Source organism: Streptomyces sp. 378 (genome assembly GCF_030124145.1).
Taxonomy (GTDB): domain Bacteria; phylum Actinomycetota; class Actinomycetes; order Streptomycetales; family Streptomycetaceae; genus Streptomyces.
Genome location: NZ_JASKMS010000010.1, coordinates 145,841 through 165,851, shown reverse-complemented (window position 1 = coordinate 165,851; position 20,011 = coordinate 145,841). Strand labels below are relative to the sequence as shown.

General features: G+C 72.6%; 19 protein-coding genes. 9 read left to right on the top strand and 10 right to left on the bottom strand.

Annotated features, from left to right (window positions below):
- The first annotated feature begins 16 nt into the window (after positions 1-16).
- From QNO09_RS16525 to QNO09_RS16515, 3 genes are all read left to right on the top strand, one after another.
- Positions 17-2,530, top strand: a complete 2,514-nt coding sequence (locus tag QNO09_RS16525) for a DEAD/DEAH box helicase (RefSeq protein ID WP_283970938.1) — start codon at positions 17-19, stop codon at positions 2,528-2,530.
- 37 nt (positions 2,531-2,567) lie between these two features.
- On the top strand, positions 2,568-3,440 hold the full coding sequence (locus tag QNO09_RS16520) for an acyl-CoA thioesterase (protein WP_283970937.1): 873 nt from the start codon (positions 2,568-2,570) through the stop codon (positions 3,438-3,440).
- A gap of 126 nt (positions 3,441-3,566) precedes the next feature.
- Positions 3,567-4,463, top strand: a complete 897-nt coding sequence (locus tag QNO09_RS16515) for a DMT family transporter (protein ID WP_283971014.1) — start codon at positions 3,567-3,569, stop codon at positions 4,461-4,463.
- A gap of 148 nt (positions 4,464-4,611) precedes the next feature.
- Here the strand turns inward: QNO09_RS16515 and QNO09_RS16510 are convergent, their stop codons facing one another.
- The 3 genes from QNO09_RS16510 to QNO09_RS16500 all read right to left on the bottom strand — a co-directional run bounded on the left by QNO09_RS16510 (position 4,612) and on the right by QNO09_RS16500 (position 6,549).
- Positions 4,612-4,983: a VOC family protein gene (locus QNO09_RS16510; RefSeq protein WP_283970936.1), complete on the bottom strand. Its 372-nt coding sequence runs from the start codon at positions 4,981-4,983 to the stop codon at positions 4,612-4,614.
- Positions 4,984-5,081: 98 nt separating this feature from the next.
- On the bottom strand, positions 5,082-6,008 hold the full coding sequence (locus QNO09_RS16505) for a DUF6397 family protein (RefSeq protein ID WP_283970935.1): 927 nt from the start codon (positions 6,006-6,008) through the stop codon (positions 5,082-5,084).
- Between the two features lie 127 nt (positions 6,009-6,135).
- Positions 6,136-6,549: a roadblock/LC7 domain-containing protein gene (locus QNO09_RS16500; RefSeq protein ID WP_283970934.1), complete on the bottom strand. Its 414-nt coding sequence runs from the start codon at positions 6,547-6,549 to the stop codon at positions 6,136-6,138.
- Positions 6,550-6,653: 104 nt separating this feature from the next.
- On the opposite strand from QNO09_RS16500, the gene QNO09_RS16495 reads away from it, so the two are divergent.
- The gene (locus tag QNO09_RS16495; RefSeq protein WP_283970933.1) at positions 6,654-7,082 is read left to right on the top strand and encodes a PPOX class F420-dependent oxidoreductase; all 429 of its coding nucleotides are present in this window, start codon (positions 6,654-6,656) and stop codon (positions 7,080-7,082) included.
- 16 nt (positions 7,083-7,098) lie between these two features.
- On the opposite strand, the gene QNO09_RS16490 is transcribed toward QNO09_RS16495, so the two are convergent.
- The 5 genes from QNO09_RS16490 to QNO09_RS16470 form a co-directional block, all read right to left on the bottom strand.
- Positions 7,099-7,704, bottom strand: coding sequence for a GTP-binding protein (locus tag QNO09_RS16490; RefSeq protein WP_283970932.1), 606 nt, complete (start codon positions 7,702-7,704; stop codon positions 7,099-7,101).
- A gap of 68 nt (positions 7,705-7,772) precedes the next feature.
- The gene (locus tag QNO09_RS16485; protein ID WP_283970931.1) at positions 7,773-8,183 is read right to left on the bottom strand and encodes a DUF742 domain-containing protein; all 411 of its coding nucleotides are present in this window, start codon (positions 8,181-8,183) and stop codon (positions 7,773-7,775) included.
- 22 nt (positions 8,184-8,205) lie between these two features.
- Positions 8,206-8,643, bottom strand: coding sequence for a roadblock/LC7 domain-containing protein (locus QNO09_RS16480; protein ID WP_283970930.1), 438 nt, complete (start codon positions 8,641-8,643; stop codon positions 8,206-8,208).
- Positions 8,640-11,216, bottom strand: coding sequence for a sensor histidine kinase (locus tag QNO09_RS16475; protein ID WP_283970929.1), 2,577 nt, complete (start codon positions 11,214-11,216; stop codon positions 8,640-8,642). The genes QNO09_RS16480 and QNO09_RS16475 overlap by 4 nt, the downstream gene beginning before the upstream one ends.
- Before the next feature lie 273 nt (positions 11,217-11,489).
- On the bottom strand, positions 11,490-12,263 hold the full coding sequence (locus QNO09_RS16470) for an MHYT domain-containing protein (RefSeq protein ID WP_283970928.1): 774 nt from the start codon (positions 12,261-12,263) through the stop codon (positions 11,490-11,492).
- 152 nt (positions 12,264-12,415) lie between these two features.
- Between QNO09_RS16470 and QNO09_RS16465 the strand changes: the two genes are divergently transcribed.
- A complete protein-coding gene (locus tag QNO09_RS16465) occupies positions 12,416-13,015 on the top strand; it encodes a class I SAM-dependent methyltransferase (protein ID WP_283970927.1) in 600 nt (199 codons plus the stop codon).
- A 109-nt stretch (positions 13,016-13,124) separates the two neighbouring features.
- Here the strand turns inward: QNO09_RS16465 and QNO09_RS16460 are convergent, their stop codons facing one another.
- Positions 13,125-14,024: an oxygenase MpaB family protein gene (locus QNO09_RS16460; protein ID WP_283971013.1), complete on the bottom strand. Its 900-nt coding sequence runs from the start codon at positions 14,022-14,024 to the stop codon at positions 13,125-13,127.
- A 98-nt stretch (positions 14,025-14,122) separates the two neighbouring features.
- On the opposite strand from QNO09_RS16460, the gene QNO09_RS16455 reads away from it, so the two are divergent.
- Positions 14,123-14,419 (top strand): hypothetical protein, encoded by a 297-nt coding sequence (locus QNO09_RS16455; protein WP_283970926.1) that lies wholly within the window; start codon positions 14,123-14,125, stop codon positions 14,417-14,419.
- 134 nt (positions 14,420-14,553) lie between these two features.
- Positions 14,554-15,414: a hypothetical protein gene (locus QNO09_RS16450; RefSeq protein ID WP_283970925.1), complete on the top strand. Its 861-nt coding sequence runs from the start codon at positions 14,554-14,556 to the stop codon at positions 15,412-15,414.
- Between the two features lie 50 nt (positions 15,415-15,464).
- Here QNO09_RS16450 and QNO09_RS16445 read toward each other — a convergent pair whose 3' ends face one another.
- Positions 15,465-15,647 (bottom strand): tail-anchor membrane protein, encoded by a 183-nt coding sequence (locus tag QNO09_RS16445; protein ID WP_031107015.1) that lies wholly within the window; start codon positions 15,645-15,647, stop codon positions 15,465-15,467.
- A gap of 223 nt (positions 15,648-15,870) precedes the next feature.
- Between QNO09_RS16445 and QNO09_RS16440 the strand changes: the two genes are divergently transcribed.
- Both QNO09_RS16440 and QNO09_RS16435 read left to right on the top strand, forming a co-directional pair.
- Positions 15,871-18,735: an SCO1167/SCO6262 family helicase gene (locus QNO09_RS16440; protein ID WP_283971012.1), complete on the top strand. Its 2,865-nt coding sequence runs from the start codon at positions 15,871-15,873 to the stop codon at positions 18,733-18,735.
- The gene (locus QNO09_RS16435) at positions 18,732-20,009 is read left to right on the top strand and encodes an SWIM zinc finger family protein (protein WP_283970924.1); all 1,278 of its coding nucleotides are present in this window, start codon (positions 18,732-18,734) and stop codon (positions 20,007-20,009) included. The genes QNO09_RS16440 and QNO09_RS16435 overlap by 4 nt, the downstream gene beginning before the upstream one ends.
- The last annotated feature ends 2 nt before the right edge of the window (positions 20,010-20,011 follow it).

Genomic DNA, 20,011 nt, shown 5'->3' with positions numbered 1-20,011 from the left:
AGGCAAGATGGGGGGCGTGACCCTCATCGATCAGCTGCCGCGGACCGCCGACCCCGACGCCTTGTACGAAGCCTTCGAGTCGTGGGCCGGCGAGCGCGGGCTCACCCTCTACTCCCACCAGGAGGAGGCGCTGATCGAGGTGGTCTCCGGCGCGAACGTGATCGTGTCGACGCCCACCGGCTCAGGCAAGAGCATGATCGCGGCGGGCGCGCACTTCGCGGCCCTCGCCCGTGACGAGGTCACCTTCTACACCGCCCCGATCAAGGCGCTGGTGTCGGAGAAGTTCTTCGAGCTGTGCAAGATCTTCGGCACGGAGAACGTCGGCATGCTGACCGGTGACGCGTCCGTCAACGCCGACGCCCCCGTGATCTGCTGCACCGCCGAGGTGCTCGCGTCGATCGCGCTGCGCGACGGCAAGGACGCGGACGTCGGCCAGGTCGTGATGGACGAGTTCCACTTCTACGCGGAGGGCGACCGCGGCTGGGCCTGGCAGATCCCGATCCTGGAGCTGCCGCAGGCGCAGTTCGTGCTGATGTCGGCGACGCTCGGCGACGTCTCCTTCTTCGAGAAGGACCTCACCCGCCGCACGAACCGCCCGACCGCGGTGGTGCGCTCGGCGACCCGGCCGGTCCCGCTCTCCTACGAGTACCGGTACACCCCGCTCACCGAGACGCTCACCGACCTGCTGGCGGCCCGGCAGGCGCCCGTCTACATCGTGCACTTCACTCAGGCGCAGGCCGTGGAGCGGGCGCAGGCGCTGATGAGCATCAACATGTGCTCGAAGGAGGAGAAGGAGCAGATCGCCGCGCTGATCGGCAACTTCCGCTTCACCACCAAGTTCGGGCGCAACCTCTCCCGTTACGTCCGGCACGGCATCGGCGTGCACCACGCCGGCATGCTCCCCAAGTACCGCCGCCTGGTGGAGAAGCTCGCGCAGGCCGGTCTGCTGAAGGTCATCTGCGGCACCGACACGCTCGGCGTGGGCGTCAACGTCCCCATCCGGACCGTGCTGTTCACGGCCCTCACCAAGTACGACGGCACCCGCGTGCGCACCCTGCGCGCCCGGGAGTTCCACCAGATCGCGGGCCGTGCCGGACGGGCCGGGTACGACACGGAGGGCTTCGTCGTCGCGCAGGCGCCCGAGCACGTCGTCGAGAACGAGAAGGCCCTCGCCAAGGCCGGCGACGACCCGAAGAAGCGCCGCAAGGTCGTCCGCAAGAAGGCCCCCGAAGGCTTCGTCGCCTGGTCGGAGCAGACCTTCGAGAAGCTCATCGGCTCCGAGCCGGAGCCGCTGTCCTCCCGATTCCGGGTGACGCACACCATGCTGCTGTCGGTGATCGCCCGGCCCGGCAACGCCTTCGAGGCGATGCGGCGGCTGCTGGAGGACAATCACGAGCCGCGCAAGCAGCAGTTGCGGCACATCCGCCGGGCCATCGCCATCTACCGTTCGCTGCTGGACGGCGGCATCGTCGAGAAGCTCGACCGGCCGGACGCCGAGGGCCGCGTCGTCCGTCTCACGGTCGACCTCCAGCAGGACTTCGCGCTCAACCAGCCGCTGTCCACGTTCGCACTCGCCGCGTTCGAACTGCTCGACCCCGAATCGCCGTCGTACGCGCTCGACATGGTGTCCGTCGTGGAGTCGACGCTCGACGACCCGCGGCAGATCCTCGCCGCTCAGCAGAACAAGGCGCGCGGCGAGGCCGTGGCCCAGATGAAGGCGGACGGGGTCGAGTACGAGGAGCGCATGGAGCGCCTCCAGGACATCACCTACCCGAAGCCCCTGGAGGAGCTGCTCTTCCACGCGTACGACACGTACCGCAAGAGCCACCCGTGGGTCGGCGACCATCCGCTGTCGCCCAAGTCGGTCATCCGTGACATGTACGAACGAGCCATGTCCTTCACGGAGTTGGTGTCCCACTACGAGCTGGCGCGCACCGAGGGCATCGTGCTGCGCTACCTCGCCAGCGCCTTCAAGGCCCTCGACCACACCGTCCCCGACGACCTCAAGTCCGAGGACCTCCAGGACCTGATCGCCTGGCTGGGCGAGATGGTGCGCCAGGTCGACTCCAGCCTGCTGGACGAGTGGGAGCAGCTGGCCAACCCCGCGGAGATGACCGCCGAGGAGGCCCAGGAGAAGGCCGACGAGGTCAAGCCGGTCACCGCCAACGCGCGCGCCTTCCGCGTCCTGGTCCGCAACGCCATGTTCCGCCGCGTGGAACTGGCCGCTCTCGACCAGGTCGGGGAACTGGGCGAGATGGACGGGGACTCCGGCTGGGACGCCGACGCGTGGGGCGAGGCGATGGACGAGTACTGGGACGAGTACGAGGACCTTGGCACCGGCCCCGACGCCCGCGGCCCGAAGCTGCTGCTCATCGAGGAGGAGCCGGAGAACGCTCTGTGGCGGGTCCGGCAGATCTTCCACGATCCCAACGGCGACCACGACTGGGGCATCAGCGCGGAGGTCGACCTCACGGCCTCCGACGCGGAGGGCCGCGCGGTCGTGCGCGTGACCGACGTCGGCCGGCTGTGAACGGCCGGGCAGCAGCGAGCACAGGAGAATCCCACCCATGACGACGAACCCGGCCGAGAGACTGGTCGACCTGCTCGACCTGGAGCAGATCGAGGTCGACATCTTCCGCGGCCGCAGCCCGCAGGAGTCCCTGCAGCGGGTCTTCGGCGGGCAGGTGGCGGGCCAGGCGCTGGTCGCCGCCGGCCGCACCACGGAGGGCGACCGCCCGGTGCACTCGCTGCACGCCTACTTCCTGCGGCCGGGCCGGCCGGGTGTGCCGATCGTCTACCAGGTCGAGCATGTGCGCGACGGGCGGTCGTTCACCACCCGCCGGGTGACGGCCGTGCAGCAGGGCCGCACGATCTTCAATCTCACCGCCTCCTTCCACAAACCGGAGGAGGGCAGCTTCGAGCACCAGCTGCCGCCCGCCCGCGAGGTCCCGGACCCCGAGTCCCTGCCCACGGTCACGGACGAGATCCGGGAGCACCTGGGCGCGCTGCCCGAGCAGCTGGAGCGAATGGCTCGCCGCCAGCCCTTCGACATCCGCTACGTGGACCGGCTGCGCTGGACCGCCGCGGAGGCCCGGGACGCCGAGCCGCGCAGCGCGGTGTGGATGCGCGCGGTCGGACCGCTCGGCGACGACCCTCTTGTGCACACCTGTGCCCTCACCTACGCCAGCGACATGACGCTGCTGGACGCCGTCCGCATCCCTGTCGAGCCGCTGTGGGGACCGCGCGGCTTCGACATGGCGTCGCTGGACCACGCCATGTGGTTCCACCGCCCGTTCCGCGCGGACGACTGGCTCCTCTACGACCAGGAGTCGCCGATCGCGGTCAGCGGCCGGGGCCTGGCCCGGGGCCGGATCTACGACCGTGAGGGCCGTCTGGTCGTGTCCGTGGTGCAGGAAGGGCTCTTCCGGAAGCTCGGCTGACCTGGTCCTCACCGATCGGAGCACCGCGCGCCGGGGCTCCGATCGCGCCGCTGACCGGATCCGGCGACCATGGCAGGAGCAGGCCCTGCCGGCGTCACACGCCCGCCGATCCGGGAGGTGGCAACGCTGCACACCGTGGTCCCCGTCGTGTTCGCGATCTGCGCGGCCTTCAGCAACGCCGTCGCGACCGTACTGCAACGCAAGGCGGCGCTCACCGTGCCCGCGTCGCAAGGCCTGCGGGCCGGCCTGATCGTCGATCTGCTGCGCCGGCCCGTGTGGCTGGCCGGCATCCTCGCGGTGATCGGCGCCGGCGTCTGCCAGGCGCTGGCGCTGGCCACGGGGCCGCTGACGATCGTGCAGCCGCTCTTCGTGCTGGAGCTGCCGCTCACCCTCATCGTCGCCTCCCTGCTGATGCACCGGCATCTTCCGGGGAGGGGATGGCTGGCCGTGACGGTGGTGGTGGCCGGTCTGGCGGTCGCGCTCGCCGCCGCCTCACCCGCCGGCAACCGCACGCAGGTGGCGCTGGACCGCTGGATTCCCGCTCTCGCCGTGTGCGCGGGAGCGGTCGTCGCCCTGGCTCTGGCCGCCCTGCGGCGTCCGGAGGGCCGCGCCCGGGCCGCCTGTCTGGGTGCCGCGACGGCGATCAGCTACGCGGTGACCGCGGCGCTGATGAAGGCCGCCACCCACATCCTCGACGAGCAGGGCATCGTCGGTTTCCTCACCGCCTGGCAGACGTACGCGTTCGCCGCGTCCGGCGTGGCCGCGCTGTTCCTGCTGGAGCACGCCATGCAGGCCGGCCCGCTGGTCGCCTCGCAGCCCGCGCTCACCCTCGGCGACGCCCTGGTGAGCCTCGCCCTCGGCATCACCCTGTACGAGGAGACCATCCGCACCGGGTGGTGGCTGGTGCCCCAGCTGTTCGGCGTCGCGCTGATCGCCGCGGGGGTGTTTGCGCTGGCGCGAATCCCGTTGACGCAGTCGCTGGTGGCCCCGGACGAGGAGCGCGAGACCACGGCGGCACCCTGAGCGAAGGGGGGCCCACGAAGGCACGCCCCCGCGGGCGGGTGAGCAGCATGGGGGGCGGCGGGCGGCGGGTGACCGTCGTCGGGGGCGGCGGGTGAGCATCACTTGCCGGAAGCCCTCGGTGTCGGGCAGCTCGGGCATGATCCGCGTGTCAGGTTTCCTGGAGGACGGACAGCACGTTTCCCGCCGGGTCGGTGAACCACGCGATCAGCGGGCCGCCACCGCGGAAGATCCCCTTGTCGTCCGTCTTGAGGTGGTCGTAGCGCTCGAAACGCACCCCTCTCCTGCTCAGCTCGTCGACCGCGGCCTCGATGTCGTCGACCGGGAAGTTGAGGATGGTGAACGTCGCCGGGGTGTGATCCGGCTTGGGGTAGACCAGGGTGTCCCGGTCACCCGCGAGGTGCAGGATGAGCATCCCGTTCTCTTCCGACACGCGCAGCCCGAGCGTGTCACCGTAGAACGCCCTGGCCGCGTCGATGTCGTTCACCGAGAACCCGCTGAACGCCTTCGTCGTACCGAACATGATCGCCTCCCGGACACAGTCTCGTCAGAGGTGGACCCGGGCGCATCCGGAAAGTCATCGGTCAGAGCGCCGACCAGCGGTGTTGCGAGCCGAAGGGGTCACCCGCCCGACCGCCGGCCTCTGCCGAGGAGCCTGTTCAGCAGGCCATGGGGAGGGGCGGGGCTCGGTGGCACGGGCCGCGCTGCCGCCGCAGCGGGGGGTGGCGCGAGCACCTCGGGTCCTGACCGCGGTGTCGCGGGCGGGGCCTCCGCCACGTGGAGGTGCCTTCGGGCCGTCCGCATGGTGTGGGCCAGGTCTGCCCGGAACCAGTCCACCTCGTCCGGCTCGCTCGCCGTCATCAGGGTCTCGGCCAGCTCGGCGGCGGGTGAACCGGGAGTGCCGTGCGCCGGGAGCCGGGGGCGGCAGCGGTCCAGGTGGGCGCGTTCGCGGGGATCCGGGACGAGGTCCGCCACGTCGGCGGGGTCCAGGAGGCAGGCGACGGCTGCCGCACGTGCCCAGGGGTCGTCCCCCGCCTGCCGTGTCAGGAATCCGACGTGACGGCCCCGCCAGTTGCGGGGCCGCCGGTCCATCCCGGACTTCAGCCCTTCCCGGATCTCGGCGGGCGCTCGACGGCCGGTCAGCAACCGGACGTTGCTGTCCTCGGCCGCGAACTGCCGGAGTTCTTCGGCCAGATACAGCCAGACGACCGTGCGATAGCGGTTCAGGTAAAACGTCACCGGGACCAGCAGGCCGAAGCGTGCGAGGCTCGTGAACCGGGTGGGCGCCACCTCCATGAGCTTCGCGCCCTCAGTGGTGCCGACGGTCGTGACGCGCTCGCGCAGGGCACCCGGGAAGCCGCCGTCGGAACGCAGCCGGTCGATCTCCCTCTGAGGCACGCGCCGCCCCCCGCCTCCTTCGTCGGCCACGGTCCGGACGAGCCCCAGGTCCACCGCGAGGTCGAACTCACTCCGCTTGAGACTCAGTTCGCGGGCGGCCCGGCTCGGGGCGCAGGTGAGACGGTCGGATGTCGTGCCGATGCGTGTCATGGTCGGTCTCCCCCGTGGAGTCGCCGGCTCACGCCGTGTGCGGTCGCCGTGAAAAAGACCGTAGCCGCTGCGGCGGATCTCGTGGCGAGCCTGTGGATAACTCCGCGGGGGATGACGAACAGGCAGGTCAGAGGTCTGCGATCGGTTTCGACTCCGGTTGGCGGGCGTCCACGTCGAGGTGCTCGCCCACCCGGTTGACCAGCAGTGTCATCTCGTAGGCGATCTGGCCGATGTCGGCCTCCGCGCCGCTGAGAACGCACAGACAGCTGCCCGTTCCGGCGGCGGTGACGAAGAGCACCGCGTCGTCGAACTCGATCATCGTCTGGCGTACGCTGCCCGCGCCGAAGTGCCGTCCGGAGCCTTTGGCCAGGCTGTGCAACCCGGACGACACGGCCGCGAGGTGTTCCGCGTCCTCGCGGCGCAGTCCGGTGCTCGCGCCGGTCACCAGGCCGTCGTTGGACAGGACCAGTGCGTGCCGCACTTCGTGGACGCGCTCGGTCAGGTCGTCCAGCAGCCAGTCGAGTCCCTGGTTCTGCGCCATGTTCCGTTCTCCCCGTTTTCTCCCCGTGCAATTCTCCTCCTGGCCGGAGGATCTCCACGCCAGCCTTCCCCACGTCCGCTGCCGGGGCAAGGAGGATGGGAGCCATGGCAGAGAAGATGACCGACGCGCAATGGCGCGAGTTCGTTTCCCACGGCACCCGCACCGCGAAGCTCTCCACCGTCCGGGCCGACGGCAGCCCGCACGTGGCTCCGATCTGGTTCCTGCTGGACGGGGACGAGGTGGTGTTCAACACCGGCCAGGACACCGTGAAGGGGCGCAACATCGTCCGGGACGGCCGGGTCGCCCTGTGTGTGGACGACGACCGGCCGCCGTACTCCTTCGTGGTGCTGCGGGGCCGCGCCCGCGTCTCGGACGACCTCGACGAGACCCGGCACTGGGCCACCCGGATCGGCGCCCGCTACATGGGCGAGGAGCGCGCCGAGGAGTTCGGCGCGCGCAACGGCGTTCCCGGCGAACTCCTCGTCCGTGTCACCGTCGACAGGGTGCTGGCGGAGCGGGACATCGCGATCTGACGGCGGTAGGCCCTGGTCAGCCGACCGAGTCGAGCAGCCGGGCGGTGTGCATCCGCCCGGCGTACTCGACGAGCCGGATCAACACCGCCTTCCCGGAGTCACGGTCCCGGGCGTCGCAGAGCACCACGGGCGTGCCCTGGTCGAGGTCGAGGGCTCGCGAGACGTCCGGGGCGTCGTGCCGGCGGGTGCCCGCGAAGCAGTTGACGGCCACGACGAACGGGATGCGCCGGTGCTCGAAGTAGTCGACGGCGGGGAAGCAGTCCTCCAGGCGGCGGGTGTCCGCGAGGACCACCGCGCCGAGCGCCCCTTGCGACAACTCGTCCCACAGGAACCAGAACCGGTCCTGGCCCGGCGTGCCGAACAGGTACAGGGAGAGGCCGGACCGGATGGTGATGCGTCCGAAGTCCATGGCGACGGTCGTGGTGGTCTTGTGGTCCACGCCGTCGGTGTCGTCCACCGACTGCCCTGCTTCGCTGAGCAGTTCCTCGGTGCGCAGTGGCCGGATCTCGCTGACGGCGCCCACCAGGGTCGTCTTGCCCACGCCGAACCCGCCGGCGACCAGAATCTTCAACGCCAGTGCGGCGGTGTCGCCGTCCGGGGCGTCGGAGTGCTCGGAGACCATTGATCACTTCTCTCAGGAGTGGCGGGTGTCGTGCGTGCGCGGATGGTGGGCGTTCAGCCAGTGGCTGACTACAGCGCCCTCAGTCCCTCGATCACTTCGCGCAGGATGCGTTCGTCGGGCAGCTGCGCCGGTGGTACGGGGCGGCTGACGGTGACGCAGCCGAGTTCCAGGAGGTCGCCGAGGAGGACCCTGACCACACCGACGGGCAGGTCCGCCCCGGCGGCGAGTTCGGCGACCGACTGGGTCTCCGTGCGGCACAGGTCGAGGAGGTTGCGGTGTTCCGGCCCGAGCGGGGCGTCCTCGACGCCGGGTGCGTTCGGGTCCAGTGTGACCAGGGCGATCAGGTCGAAACGGACGCCCGTGGGACCCGGCCGGGTGCGTCCGCCCGTCATGGCGTAGGGGCGGACGAGCGGACCGGCCTCGTTGTCGTACCACTGGCTGCCCTGTCCGAGCGGGGTGCTCGTTGTGTCCTCGGTCATCTGCGCGGACCGTTCTTCCGGTTCATCCGGCGGCGGGTGGCCGCGCGGCCACGCGGGGCGCCGTGCCGAGGTGCTCGCCGACGCGCTTGACCAGGCGTGCCATCTCGTAGGCCACGAGGCCGATGTCGGCGGTGACGGCGGTGAGGAGGGCGAGGCAGGAGCCGTCGCCCGCGGCGGCCACGAACAGGAAGCCCTCGTCCATCTCCACCATGGTCTGGCGGACCCCGCCGGCGCCGAAGTGCCGTCCGGCGCCTTTGGCGAGGCTGTGGAAGCCCGAGGCGACCGCGGCGAGATGCTCGGCGTCCTCGCGGCGCAGACCGGTCGAGGCGCCCACGGCGAGGCCGTCGTTGGACAGCACCACGACGTGCCGTATGTCGCTCACGCGGAGCACCAGATCGTCCAGCAGCCAGTCGAGTTCGCCGGACCGCCGGGCGGACTGTGTGCTCGGGTCCTGGATCATGCGGGGTCTCCTTCGCTGCTGTCGCTGCCCGTCGTGGGGCCGGGGATGGTGCCGCGGCCGGGTCGCCTGCCGCCGCCGCGCGCCCAGCCGTCGCGGTAGGCCGCCATGCGGTCCCGTACGAGTTCGGGGGTGCGTTCCTCGTCCCGGGGGGCGGGGGTGGGCCGTTGCTCCTCGGGACGTCCGTCGCGCAGTTGGGGAGCGAGGCTGGCCTGTCGTACACGGCGCGGGAGGTCGTCGGAGTCTTCGGGCTGCTGCGGTGGGCGGTGCAGTCGCAAGGTGGCGACTCCTGGGGGTGGGGTCGGGCTCGGGGTCTCCCGATGACGTCGGCTCTCCGCGTGATGCGGTGTGTCCGCGTGCCGCACCGTCTCGGTCTCCGCGACGGCCGGTACGGGAGCCACGAGGGCGCGCCGGTCGCTCTGGGCGGGGACGGCGTCCTGGAGCGTCGTGCCGTCGGGCACGCGCGCGTAGGCGCGTTCCTCGGGTTGCCCGGCGGGCCGCGCGCCTTCGGGGGACGGTTCCGGCGCCCCGGTGTGGAGCAGGGCGGTGGGCAGCAGGACGACCGCCGTGGTGCCGCCGTACGGCGAGGTCCTCAGGTGGACCTTGACGTCATGCCGGGCGGCGAGCCTGCTGACCACGAACAGCCCGAGCCGGTCGCTGTCGAACAGGTCGAGTGCCTCGGACTGCTCGATGCGGCGGTTGGCCTCGGCGAGAGTCTCCTTGCCCATGCCGAGGCCGCGGTCCTCGACCTCGACGGCGTAGCCCTTGCCGACGGGTTCGCCGGTGACGCGCACGCGCGTGTGGGGCGGCGAGAACTGGGCGGCGTTCTCGATGATCTCGGCCAGCAGGTGTGTGAGGTCGGCGACGACGGCGCCCACCACGGCCGTTTCGGGCAGCTGCCGTACCTCCACGCGCGCGTAGTCCTCCACCTCGGAAACAGCCGCGCGGACCACGTTCGTCAGGGAGACGGGCATGCGCCAGGCCCGGCCGGGGGCGGCTCCGGAGAGGATGATCAAGCTCTCCGCGTGGCGCCGCATGCGGGTGGTGAGGTGGTCGAGGCGGAAGAGGTCGCTCAGCTCGTTCGGGTCGTCGGAGCGGCGTTCCATGTTGTCCAGGAGGGCCAGCTGCCGGTGGACGAGGATCTGGCTGCGGCGGGCCAGGTTGACGAAGACGCCGGAGATGCCGCTGGCGAGTTCGGCGCGTTCCACGGCGGCCCGCAGCGCGGCGCGGTGCACGGTGGTGAGGGCCTCGGCGACCTGCCCGGTCTCGTCCTCCGCGGGTACGCCCGGCGGGGCCTCGGCGCGGATGTCGATCTCCTCCCCCGCCCGCAGTTTGCGCATGGCGTCGGGGAGTTTGCGCCGGGCGATCTCCAGGGCGCTGTTGCGCAGGCTGACCAGTTCCACGACGAGGCCGCGCCCGATCCGCACGGAGATGACGAGCGAGGCGGCGACCGCCGCCAGGCCGAGCAGGACGGCGGCACCGGCCGGGGTGAGCAGTCCGCGGGTGAACGGGTCGGCCCGCTCCGCGACTCCGCGTGCCGCCTCGTCCTCGATGGTGCGCATGCCGTTCCGCACGCGCGTGTGGGCCGTGTTCCAGGTGCTCTCGGGTGCCGCTTCGGCCGCCTTCGCTCCCGGCCCGCGGGCGAGGACGCGGTCCTCGGCGCGGCCCAGGGCGCTGTAAGCGCTGTGGTCGGCGAGGGCGTCCCATGCGGAGCGTTCGCCGGCGCTCAGGTCCGCGACGGCCGACTCGGTGAGCGTGCGGCGCAGGTCGACGGCGCCCGTGAAGAGCCGGAACCGCTCCCCGCTCAGGGCGCCGTCCAGACGGGCGCTCGCCAGCACCGCGTCCTCCTGGGCCAGTGCCTCGCCCGCGCGGGCGAATTCGAGCAGCACGCGCGCGTCGGAGCCGAGATCGGCGTCCTGGATCCCGCTGAGCGCGCCGCCGACGCCGAAGGCGGTCGAGATGGTCCGGGTGTAGCGGTCGTACGTCTCCGCCCAGCCGGCGCGCCCGTCCCGCACCGCCGTGCGCAGCGGCCGCAGTTGCTCGGCATCGGTGACGAACGCCTTCAGCCGATGGGCGACTCCGGCGGGCAGTTCCCCGCTGTCGGCGACGGTGTGGCCGGTGCCGAGCCGCAGTCTCGCGACGGCCCGGTCGGTGCGCCGGGCGAGCTCGTCCAGCGCGTCGGTGCGGACGGCGGAGGGGTCGGTGGCGTGGCGTACGGCGGCCGCGCGTTCGGCCTGGAGGGCGTCGACGGCGGCGGAGACGGGGGCGCGGACCGTGGCGTCCACCCGCTGGACCTGCCGCAGCCGGGAGACGTCCTGGGCGGTGGTGACGGTTGCGTAGGCCCACAGGGCGAGGAGGGAGACGACCGGCACCATCAGCAGGCAGACGATCTTGGCGCGCACGGTGCGGGGGCGGATGTGCCAGCGCCCCGCTCGCACGGGTATCCCGTCCGCCGGGGCGCCCTGGGCCGTCTCGGGGCTCTCGTCGGCCGGGGGCCCGGCGTGCGCACGGCGACCGCGCACGGGCGGGGGCGGCGCCTCGGCGCCGTCTGTGGGGGTCCTACGGGGTGTTCGCATGAACTCCTCGCTCGGGAGTGGGTCGGGGGCGTGCGGTGGGGCGTCCCGGCCGGGACGCCCCGTCCGGACCGCGGCGCGGGGCCAGGCCTGGAGTCGGGCATCGGGCTGTCCGGCCGTCGGGTGCGCCATGGGGCCTCCGAGGCGGTTCCTCTTGGTCGCAGGGGCCGCTGAGGGTCGCAGGGGCCCCTGCCGGGGAGGCGCACCTGGCACCACCCGGGCCTCGGCGTCGTGTTCGGCCCAGCGCGTGTCCGCGGTCCGCGGTCGCCTCCGTGGCTAGGGTGAGGCGCTTCCCACCGGTCGCTGAGCCGAGGCGGAGGCCGCACGCTCCCCGGCCGTCGGTGACAGGGCGACGAAGGCCGAGGTGAGGAAGAGGTAGGAGCCGAGGCCGACGGCGAGGGGGAAGATGAACTGCATCGCCGATGCCCCGGGCAGCGCTCCCCCGGAGGGCGCCACGCGCACCGCCACCGCGAACATCCCGGTGTAGTGCATGCTGCTGACGGCCGCGCCCATGATCAGGGAGGCGATGGTGACCGCCACCGGCGACTTGATGTTGAGAGCCGCCCAGAGGGCCGCTGTCGCGGCGACGACGGCGATCAGCACGGAGACTCCGACGAGCAGGGGGTCGTAGGTCACGTCACCGTGCAGACGGACGGCCGCCATGCCCAGGTAGTGCATGCTCGCGACGCCGAGCCCGGTGGTGAGCCCGCCGGCCAGCAGCGCCCGGCCCCGGTCCCTGCTGTAGCCGACGGCGAAGACGCCCGCGCAGACGACGACCATGGCGACGAGCAGGCTCAGCAGCGTGAGCGGCACGTCGTAGCGGATGTCGGTGCCGGTGACGCCGAACCCGAGCATGGCCACGAAGTGCATGGTCCAGATGCCGGTGCCGATCGCCGAGGCGGCGGTGACGAGCCAGTTGCGGCGCGAGCGCCCGGTGGTGGCGAGCGCGCGGACGGTGCAGCGCAGACCGAGCGCGGCGCCTATGCAGGCCATCACGTACGACAGTGCGGGGGTCAGCCACCCCAGGGCTGCGTGGTCCAGGTGTCCCATGGCCCCGGGACGCTAGACCCGGCTGGGGCGCGCGACGGGGGCGCATTTCGAAAGGTTCTGGAATATGACGCAAGGATGTATCGGAACGATCGGGTCACGCTCGAACGTGTGCACTGAGGCGTCATCCCTGCCGGTGAGGAATCATGCGGTGCATGAGCGACGAGCAGACGCGTGTCCAGGAGTTCTTCACCGCCCGCGCCGCCGACTGGGACAGCCGGTTCCCCGACGACGGTCCGGCCTACGCGACCGCGGTCGCCGAGCTGGGACTGCGGACGGGTGACCGGGTCCTCGACGCGGGGTGCGGGACCGGACGCGCCCTGCCGCCGCTTCGAGCCGCCGTCGGGGCCTCGGGAGTGGTTCTCGGGGCCGACCTGACGCCGGCCATGCTGCGGGCGGCCGTACGGGCCGGGCGGGATCGTGACGGGCGGTTGCTGCTCGCGGACGTCGCCGCGCTGCCGCTGCGCTCGGAGTCTCTGGACGCCGTGTTCGGGGCGGGCCTCATCTCGCACCTCGGGAACCCGGCCGAGGACCTGCGGGAGATCGCGCGCGTGGTGCGCCCGGGCGGGATGCTGGCACTGTTCCACCCGATCGGCAGGGCGGCTCTCGCCGCACGCCACGGCCGCCCGCTCACCCCGGACGACCTGCGCGCCGAGCCCAATCTCCGTCCGCTGCTGGCCGGTTCCGGCTGGCGCCTGACGTCGTATGTCGACGAGGACTCCCGATTTCTGGCACTGGCCGTGCGCGAGGACTGATCACCGCGCACGACATGATCACCGCGCACGACGACGGAACATCGTGCACGACGACTGAACACCGTGGGCCAGGGCGGAGCCCGGGTGAAAGGCGAGCCGCCGGGTCACCTCACCCGGCCTCGGCGCCCGGCGCCGTGTGTCGCACGGGGCAGCCCCGGACGCCCGGGACAGGGCGGGTGCCCAGGTCGGCGATCCGGTAGCCGTTGGGGTAACCCTTGATCTCCCGGTTCTGGCGGGCGAAGTGCGGGGCCCGCCGGGGCGGCAGCAGGCGGACGGCACGGCCGCGGAGCCGGACCGCGCGACGCACCCACGCGCGCGTGGCGGCACTCGGCGGGGTGTAGCGGAAGGCGCGCAGCAGCGAGTCGTCGAGCAGCGCGAGGGTCGTGGTGCGCAGCAGGGGCGCGAGAGGGGCGGGGTACCAGGAGGCCATCAGGTCAAGCGTGGCGTCCGATACGCGCCGGGCGTCCTCGTCCCACGCGAAGTGGGCGGCCTCGTAGGAGTCGAGGCAGTTCTCGAACTCCTCGTAGGTCTCGGGGATGTCCTTGATGCCCATGTGTCGGCCCAGTGTGCGGTGGTGGACGACGCCGGCGACGGTCTCGTGGCGCGACAATCTGCGCCAGCCGTAGGCGTCGATCCACCGCTTGGGCATCACGACGAACGTGCAGAGTACGTAGCGCATGTCGTCGTCGCTGATGTCGTAGCTGCGGTGCATCTGGTTGATGCGGCGGATCGCGGTCCTGCCCTCGTCGCTGCCGAAGCCGTGCTCGACGATCGTGTCCAGGAGCAGCGAGGTGTCGTCGTAGCGCTTCTGCGCCCGGTCCGTGAGCTCCGCCGTCCGCGCGAGCAGCCGGCCGATGCTCGGGACGGCGTAGGTGCGGTACAGGGCCAGTTCCAGGGCTCGTGTGAAGTCCCACGGGAACTCGTACGCCACACTCAGCCGGTAGATCTCCGTGGCCTCCTCGTACGGGTCCATCCGCCGGATCTGTTCGAGGCGTGAGAAGCGCTTCACCGTGCCGTCCCCCTTCTGCCACAGGATGTGCAACTCTACGTTGGTCAGCGGGAGATGAACGACCAGGCAGGACAGGCGCACAGGGGGAAGGTGGTCACATGTGGGGCAGGTTCCGCAAAGCCGGGGGAAGGGACTCGCATGGACTGCGCACGGAGCCGAAGGCGGGCGGGGACAGGCGGCCGCACAATCTTTTCGAGGCCGCGGCGACCTATGTCACGGCGTGCGCGCAGGACGACCAGGAGCGGTCCGACGAGGCGGCCGGCTGGGTGTCGCCGGAGGCGCTGTCGTTCGGTGTGAACGAGCTGGCCTGCCGGGCCGTGATCGCGCTCGCCCGGGAGCGCGACGAGTCGCCGGAGACCGTCGCCCGCGCGCTGCTGGGGCTGCCGGCGGCGTGAGGGGGCGTTCCGGACGGTCGATTCGCCCCGTCCGCCGGAAAACTGCAGCTCCGAGCGCGCGGGCGAGGCCGTGACAAGGGGCTTCCAGGCGCATTAGGGTGCGCGCCGGTGGACGAACCGATGGGGAGGCTGGGATGGCCGGGACGGACGAGGAAGCCGTCGCCGCCGCGGACGATGCGCTCTATGTGCTCACGGCGGTGCTGCTGACGCCGGCGAAGTTCCCGAGTGTGCTCGGCGACGACTACCCCGAAGCATGCGCGGCGCTCGGTCTCGCGCCGCTCGCCGACGGCTACGGGCTGGTGCTCGGCCAGGACGGCGAGGGCGCCCGGTGGACGGTGGCCATCGACGACGTCTCCCTGGTGGCCGTCGCGATCGCGTCCTGGGACTGCGGCATGGAGTACGAGCTGTCGCCCGACGAACGCACGGTCGTCGCGGCCCTGCCCGGCTGGCCCCTCGCGGTGGCCGTCGCGGCCCCCGGGGTGCCCGCCCCGCACGATCCGGGCCCGGAGGCCGACGACCGGCCTCCGCTGACTCCTCCGGACGCCACCGTCTGGGGCCCGGCACAGCGGCGCCTGGGCGCGGATGAGATCGCACTGCAGTGGGCGGTGTGGCGGGAGCAGGTCGACGACGCGGACTTCCCGGCGCCGGGGCCCTCGGGGGCACCGGGCGACGGGGACGGGGCGGGCGACGGCCCGGACGAAGGCGGGGAGAGCGGGCAGAAGGGTGGCCACAGCGGCATCCGGCGGGTCCTCGCGGAGGCCCGCGCCTACATCGACTCACCACCGCCGCTGGGCCGGGTCCGGTCCTCCTTCGCACCGGGAGACGCCCGGACCCTGCGGGCCGACGGTCCGGGCTGGTCGCTCGTCGCCAGGACCGACGACATCGCCTTCGTACTGCTCGACGAGGAGCCCGGCGAGGTCCTGCCGGTCGGCCGAGGGCCGGAACTGCCGGGCCTCCTCGAAGCGCTCGACAAGATGGCCGTACGGCCGAACTGAGCCGGTCCGGCCGGCCCCGAGCGTCGGCCGGGCCGCACCGGGTCAGCGCCTCAGCGGCCGAGTTCCTTGCGGGTGGTGCGGCGGAGCCTGCGCCGCTGCGACGGATCCAGCGCGAGGTACGCGGCGGCCGGGACTCCCAGGATGATCAGGAGCGATGCCCACCAGGGCAGCCAGATCAGCAGGATGAGCCCGACCGCCACACCGCCTGCGGCGATCTTGGCGTTGTTCGACATGACTGTCGCCTCCTTCGCGGCCTCTGCCGCTCTCTGTCTCGACAACGGACCCGCGCTCACGGCGGTTCCGGACCGCGACCCTGAGACATCCCTGAGGTGCGACCCCGACACACCCCCGAGACCTCCATGGTGACCCAGTTCACAGCTCAGCCATACTCGTGTGCAGCGGGAGTGCTGTACTCTCGGCGACTCCATCCCACTAGTCAAACTTGAGGAATCCGCCATAGCCGAGCATCCGACTCCCCCGGCATCCTCCTCCGACCTCTCCGAACTGGCCCTTTGCCGCTCCGTGTTCCTGCCCGGCGACCCCGCGCGTACGGGCAGGGTCGCCTTCTGGCTGCCGGACGGCGCTTCCCCTCCGGCCGTGGCGTCCGCGCCCGTCACGGACCTGACCGTCGTCGTACCGCACGGCGGCGGCGTCGAGGAAGCACACGTGCCCGCCGCCCTGGTCCCGGTACGCACGGCCCTGCCGGTCCTCACCCGCGCGCGTGCCGACGGGCGGGGACACCGGTCCACCGTCTTCTGGGGCGCCGCGGCCCTGCACGCACTGCAGCTCGTGGCGCGCGGACTGCTGCTGCCGGGGCTGTCCCCGGCCGACCACGACGCCTGGCGCACCGGCCCCCTGCGCGCCGAGGACATCGAGGCCGTACGGCGCCTCGCCGCCTCGATGCCGCCCGAGGCGCACGCCGTGCCCCTGGAGAGCGCCGGGCCGCCGCGCCTGCCCGACCCGGAGCGGCTCCTGCGCGCCTTCCTCGACGCGGTCGCCGACACCCTGCCCCGCTCCCCCGCCGCGCCGCTGGTGTCAGGCGGCCCCGCCTACGCCGCGCCGGAGCCGGTGCGGATGCCCGAACAGCGCGCCTGGGCCGCCGAGGTCGCCGCGGGCCACGACGCGGGCGTGCGGCTGTCGTTGCGGATCGAGGCGGACGGCCTGGAGGAGACGGCGGCCCTCGACGCGGACGTGACGTTCCGGGCCGTGCCGCAGGTGCACAGCGTGAGCGACCCCGCGCTCGTCGCGGACGCGGCGGATGTCTGGGCCGGCGCCGGTGGCGAGGCCTTCGGCCCGCGCGCCCGGATGGACGTGCTGCTGGCCCTGCGCCGCGCGGCCCGGGCCTGGGCCCCGCTCACGCCGCTGCTGTCGGCGACCGTGCCGGACGCGGCCGAACTCGCCGACGAGGAGGTCACCGAACTTCTCGGCGCGGGCGCCCGAGCCCTCAGCGCCGCCGGGGTCGACGTGCACTGGCCGAAAGGGCTGACCCGCGAGTTCACCACGCGCGCGGAGGTGGGCCCTCCCGACGGCGACCCGGAGTCCGGCACGACCTTCACGGCCAGGCCGTCGTTCCTGTCCGCCGACGCGCTGCTCGCCTTCACCTGGTCGTTCGCCCTGGGCGACCGGCGGCTGGACCGCGAGGAACTGGACCGTCTCGCCGAGGCCAAGCGTCCGGTGGTGCGGCTGCGCGACCAGTGGGTCCTGATCGACCCCCAGGAGGTGCGCCTGGCCCGCACCCGGCAGGACCGCAAGGTGACACCGGTGGATGCCCTGGGCGCGGCCCTGACGGGCTGGGCGGAGGTGGAGGGCCACCGGGTCGAGGTACGGCCCACCGGATGGCTGGCCGCCCTGCGGGAGCGGCTCGCCGACCCCGAGGGGCTGCAGCCGGTGGAGCAGCCGGCCGCCCTCGCGGCCACCCTGCGGGACTACCAGCGGCGGGGCCTGAACTGGCTCTCCGGTATGACGTCGCTGGGCCTGGGCTGCTGTCTCGCCGACGACATGGGGCTCGGCAAGACGATCACGCTGATCGCCCTCCACCTGCACCGGCAGACCGAGTCGGAGTCCGCCGGACCCACCCTGGTGGTCTGCCCGACGTCCCTGATGGGCAACTGGCAGCGGGAGATCGAACGGTTCGCACCCGGCACCCCGGTGCGGCGCTTCCACGGCGCACGACGCGCCCTGGACGAGCCGGCCGACGGCGAGTTCGTGCTCACCACGTACGGCACGATGCGCCTGGACGCGCCCCGGCTCGCGGCAGTGCCCTGGGGCATGCTCGTGGCGGACGAGGCCCAGCACGTGAAGAACCCGTACTCCTCGACCGCGCGGGAGCTGCGTTCCATCGGGGCACGCGCGCGTGTGGCGCTCACCGGCACCCCGGTGGAGAACAACCTGTCGGAGCTGTGGGCGATCCTCGACTGGACGACTCCGGGGCTGCTGGGGCGGCTCGGCACCTTCCGCAAGCGGTACGCGGAGGCCGTCGAGGGCGGTCAGGACCCGGCCGCGGCCGACCGTCTGGCCCGGCTCGTACGGCCGTTCCTGCTGCGCCGCCGCAAGTCGGACCCGGGGATCGCGCCCGAGCTCCCGCCGAAGACGGAGACCGATCACGCCGTGTCGCTCACCCAGGAGCAGGCGGTGCTGTACGAAGCCGTGGTGCGCGAGGCGCTCGCGGAGATCTCCGGCACGGGCGACATGGCCCGCCGGGGCCTGATCGTGAAGCTGCTGACCGGCCTCAAGCAGATCTGCAACCACCCGGCGCAGTACCTCAAGGAGGAGCGTCCGGTGATCACCGGACGCTCGGGGAAGCTGGAGCTGCTGGACGAACTGCTCGACACGATCCTCGCCGAAGGGGCGAGCGTGCTGGTGTTCACGCAGTACGTGCAGATGGCCCGCCTGCTGGAGCGGCATCTGGCAGCCCGGGGCACGCCCTCGCAGTTCCTGCACGGCGGGACCCCGGTCACGGAACGCGAGGCCATGGTGCGCCGCTTCCAGGACGGTGATGCGCCGGTGTTCCTGCTGTCGTTGAAGGCGGCCGGGACCGGGCTGAACCTCACCCGGGCCGAGCACGTCGTGCACTACGACCGCTGGTGGAACCCGGCGGTCGAGGCGCAGGCGACCGACCGCGCGTACCGCATCGGCCAGACCCGGCCCGTGCAGGTGCACCGGATCATCGCGGAGGGAACCATTGAGGACCGCATCGCCGAACTGCTGCTGCGCAAAAGGGCGCTGGCCGACTCGGTCCTCGGCGTCGGCGAGGCGGCCCTCACGGAACTGACGGACGCGGAACTGGCGGATCTGGTCGAACTGCGAGGGGGCCTGCGATGACTCGGCACGAGGGCGACACGGAACGCACCTTCGCCGCGCTGCCGCCCGCGCACGGGCGGGGCTTCGCGCAGACCTGGTGGGGTCAGGCGTGGCTGACCGCGCTGGAGGGCACGGCTCTGGACTCGGCGCAGCTCAAGACGGGCCGCAGGCTCGCCCGCGCGGGTGCGGTCGGTGCGGTGTCGGTGCGCCCGGGGCGGCTCACGGCCGTCGTTCAGGACCGCGACCGTACGGCGCACCGGGCCGACGTCCTGCTGGCGGAGCTGTCGCCCGACCAGTGGGACCGCTTCCTGGACATGGCGGCGGAGCGGGCCGGACATGTGGCGGCGCTGCTGGACCGGGAGATGCCACCGCACCTGGTCGAGGACGCGGCGGACGCGGGCGTCGAGCTGCTGCCCGGCCTGGGCGATCTGGAACCGGCGTGCGACTGCGGGACCTGGGATCACTGCGCGCACACGGCGGCGCTCTGCTACCAGGTGGCACGGCTGCTGGACCAGGACCCGTTCGTGCTGCTGCTGATGCGCGGGCGCGCCGAAACGACCGTGCTGGACGGCCTCCAGACGCGTGGCGGCGGCATGTCCGCTCCCGAGCCCTCGGGGCCCTCGGGTGCGGACGCGGTGGAGGCGTACGCGGGCGGGGACATCCTGCCCCCGCTGCCGGCCCTGCCCGAACTCCCGGGCGAGCCGGGGGTGCCGCCGTCCCTGGACACCGAGACGCCGCCCGCTCCGGGGGTCGATCCGCACGCGCTGGAGTTCCTGGCCGCGCGGACCGCCGTCCGGGCCCACCGTCTGCTCACGGAGGCGCTCCGGGGCGGCTTCGACGCGGAACCGACGCTGACGCAGGACGTGGCTCGGCTGGCCGCGGGCGACCCCGGCCGGGAGGTGGCGGACCGGCTCGCCGACGGATCGGGACGCGGCCGGGACGGGCTGGCGGCGGCGGTCCGCGCCTGGCAGCACGGCGAGGCGGCCGCACTGTCCGTTCTCGACGAGGAGTGGCGTGTGGAGGGCGACACGCTCGCACGCGCGCGTGCCGCCCTGGAATCGGCCTGGGACACGGACGAACGACCGGAGCTGCGGGCGCACGGCAACCGCTGGACGGTCGTCGGGGCCCCGGTCCAGCTGCGCCTCGGCCGGGACGGCCGGTGGTGGCCCTACCGCAAGGAGCGCGGCCGGTGGCTGCCCGCGGGAGGCGCCGCCCAGGATCCGGCGACGGCCCTGGCGGCGGTGACAGCCGCGGCTTCGGCGGAGCTCCCGCCAGGAGAGGGGAGCTCCCTGTGAGG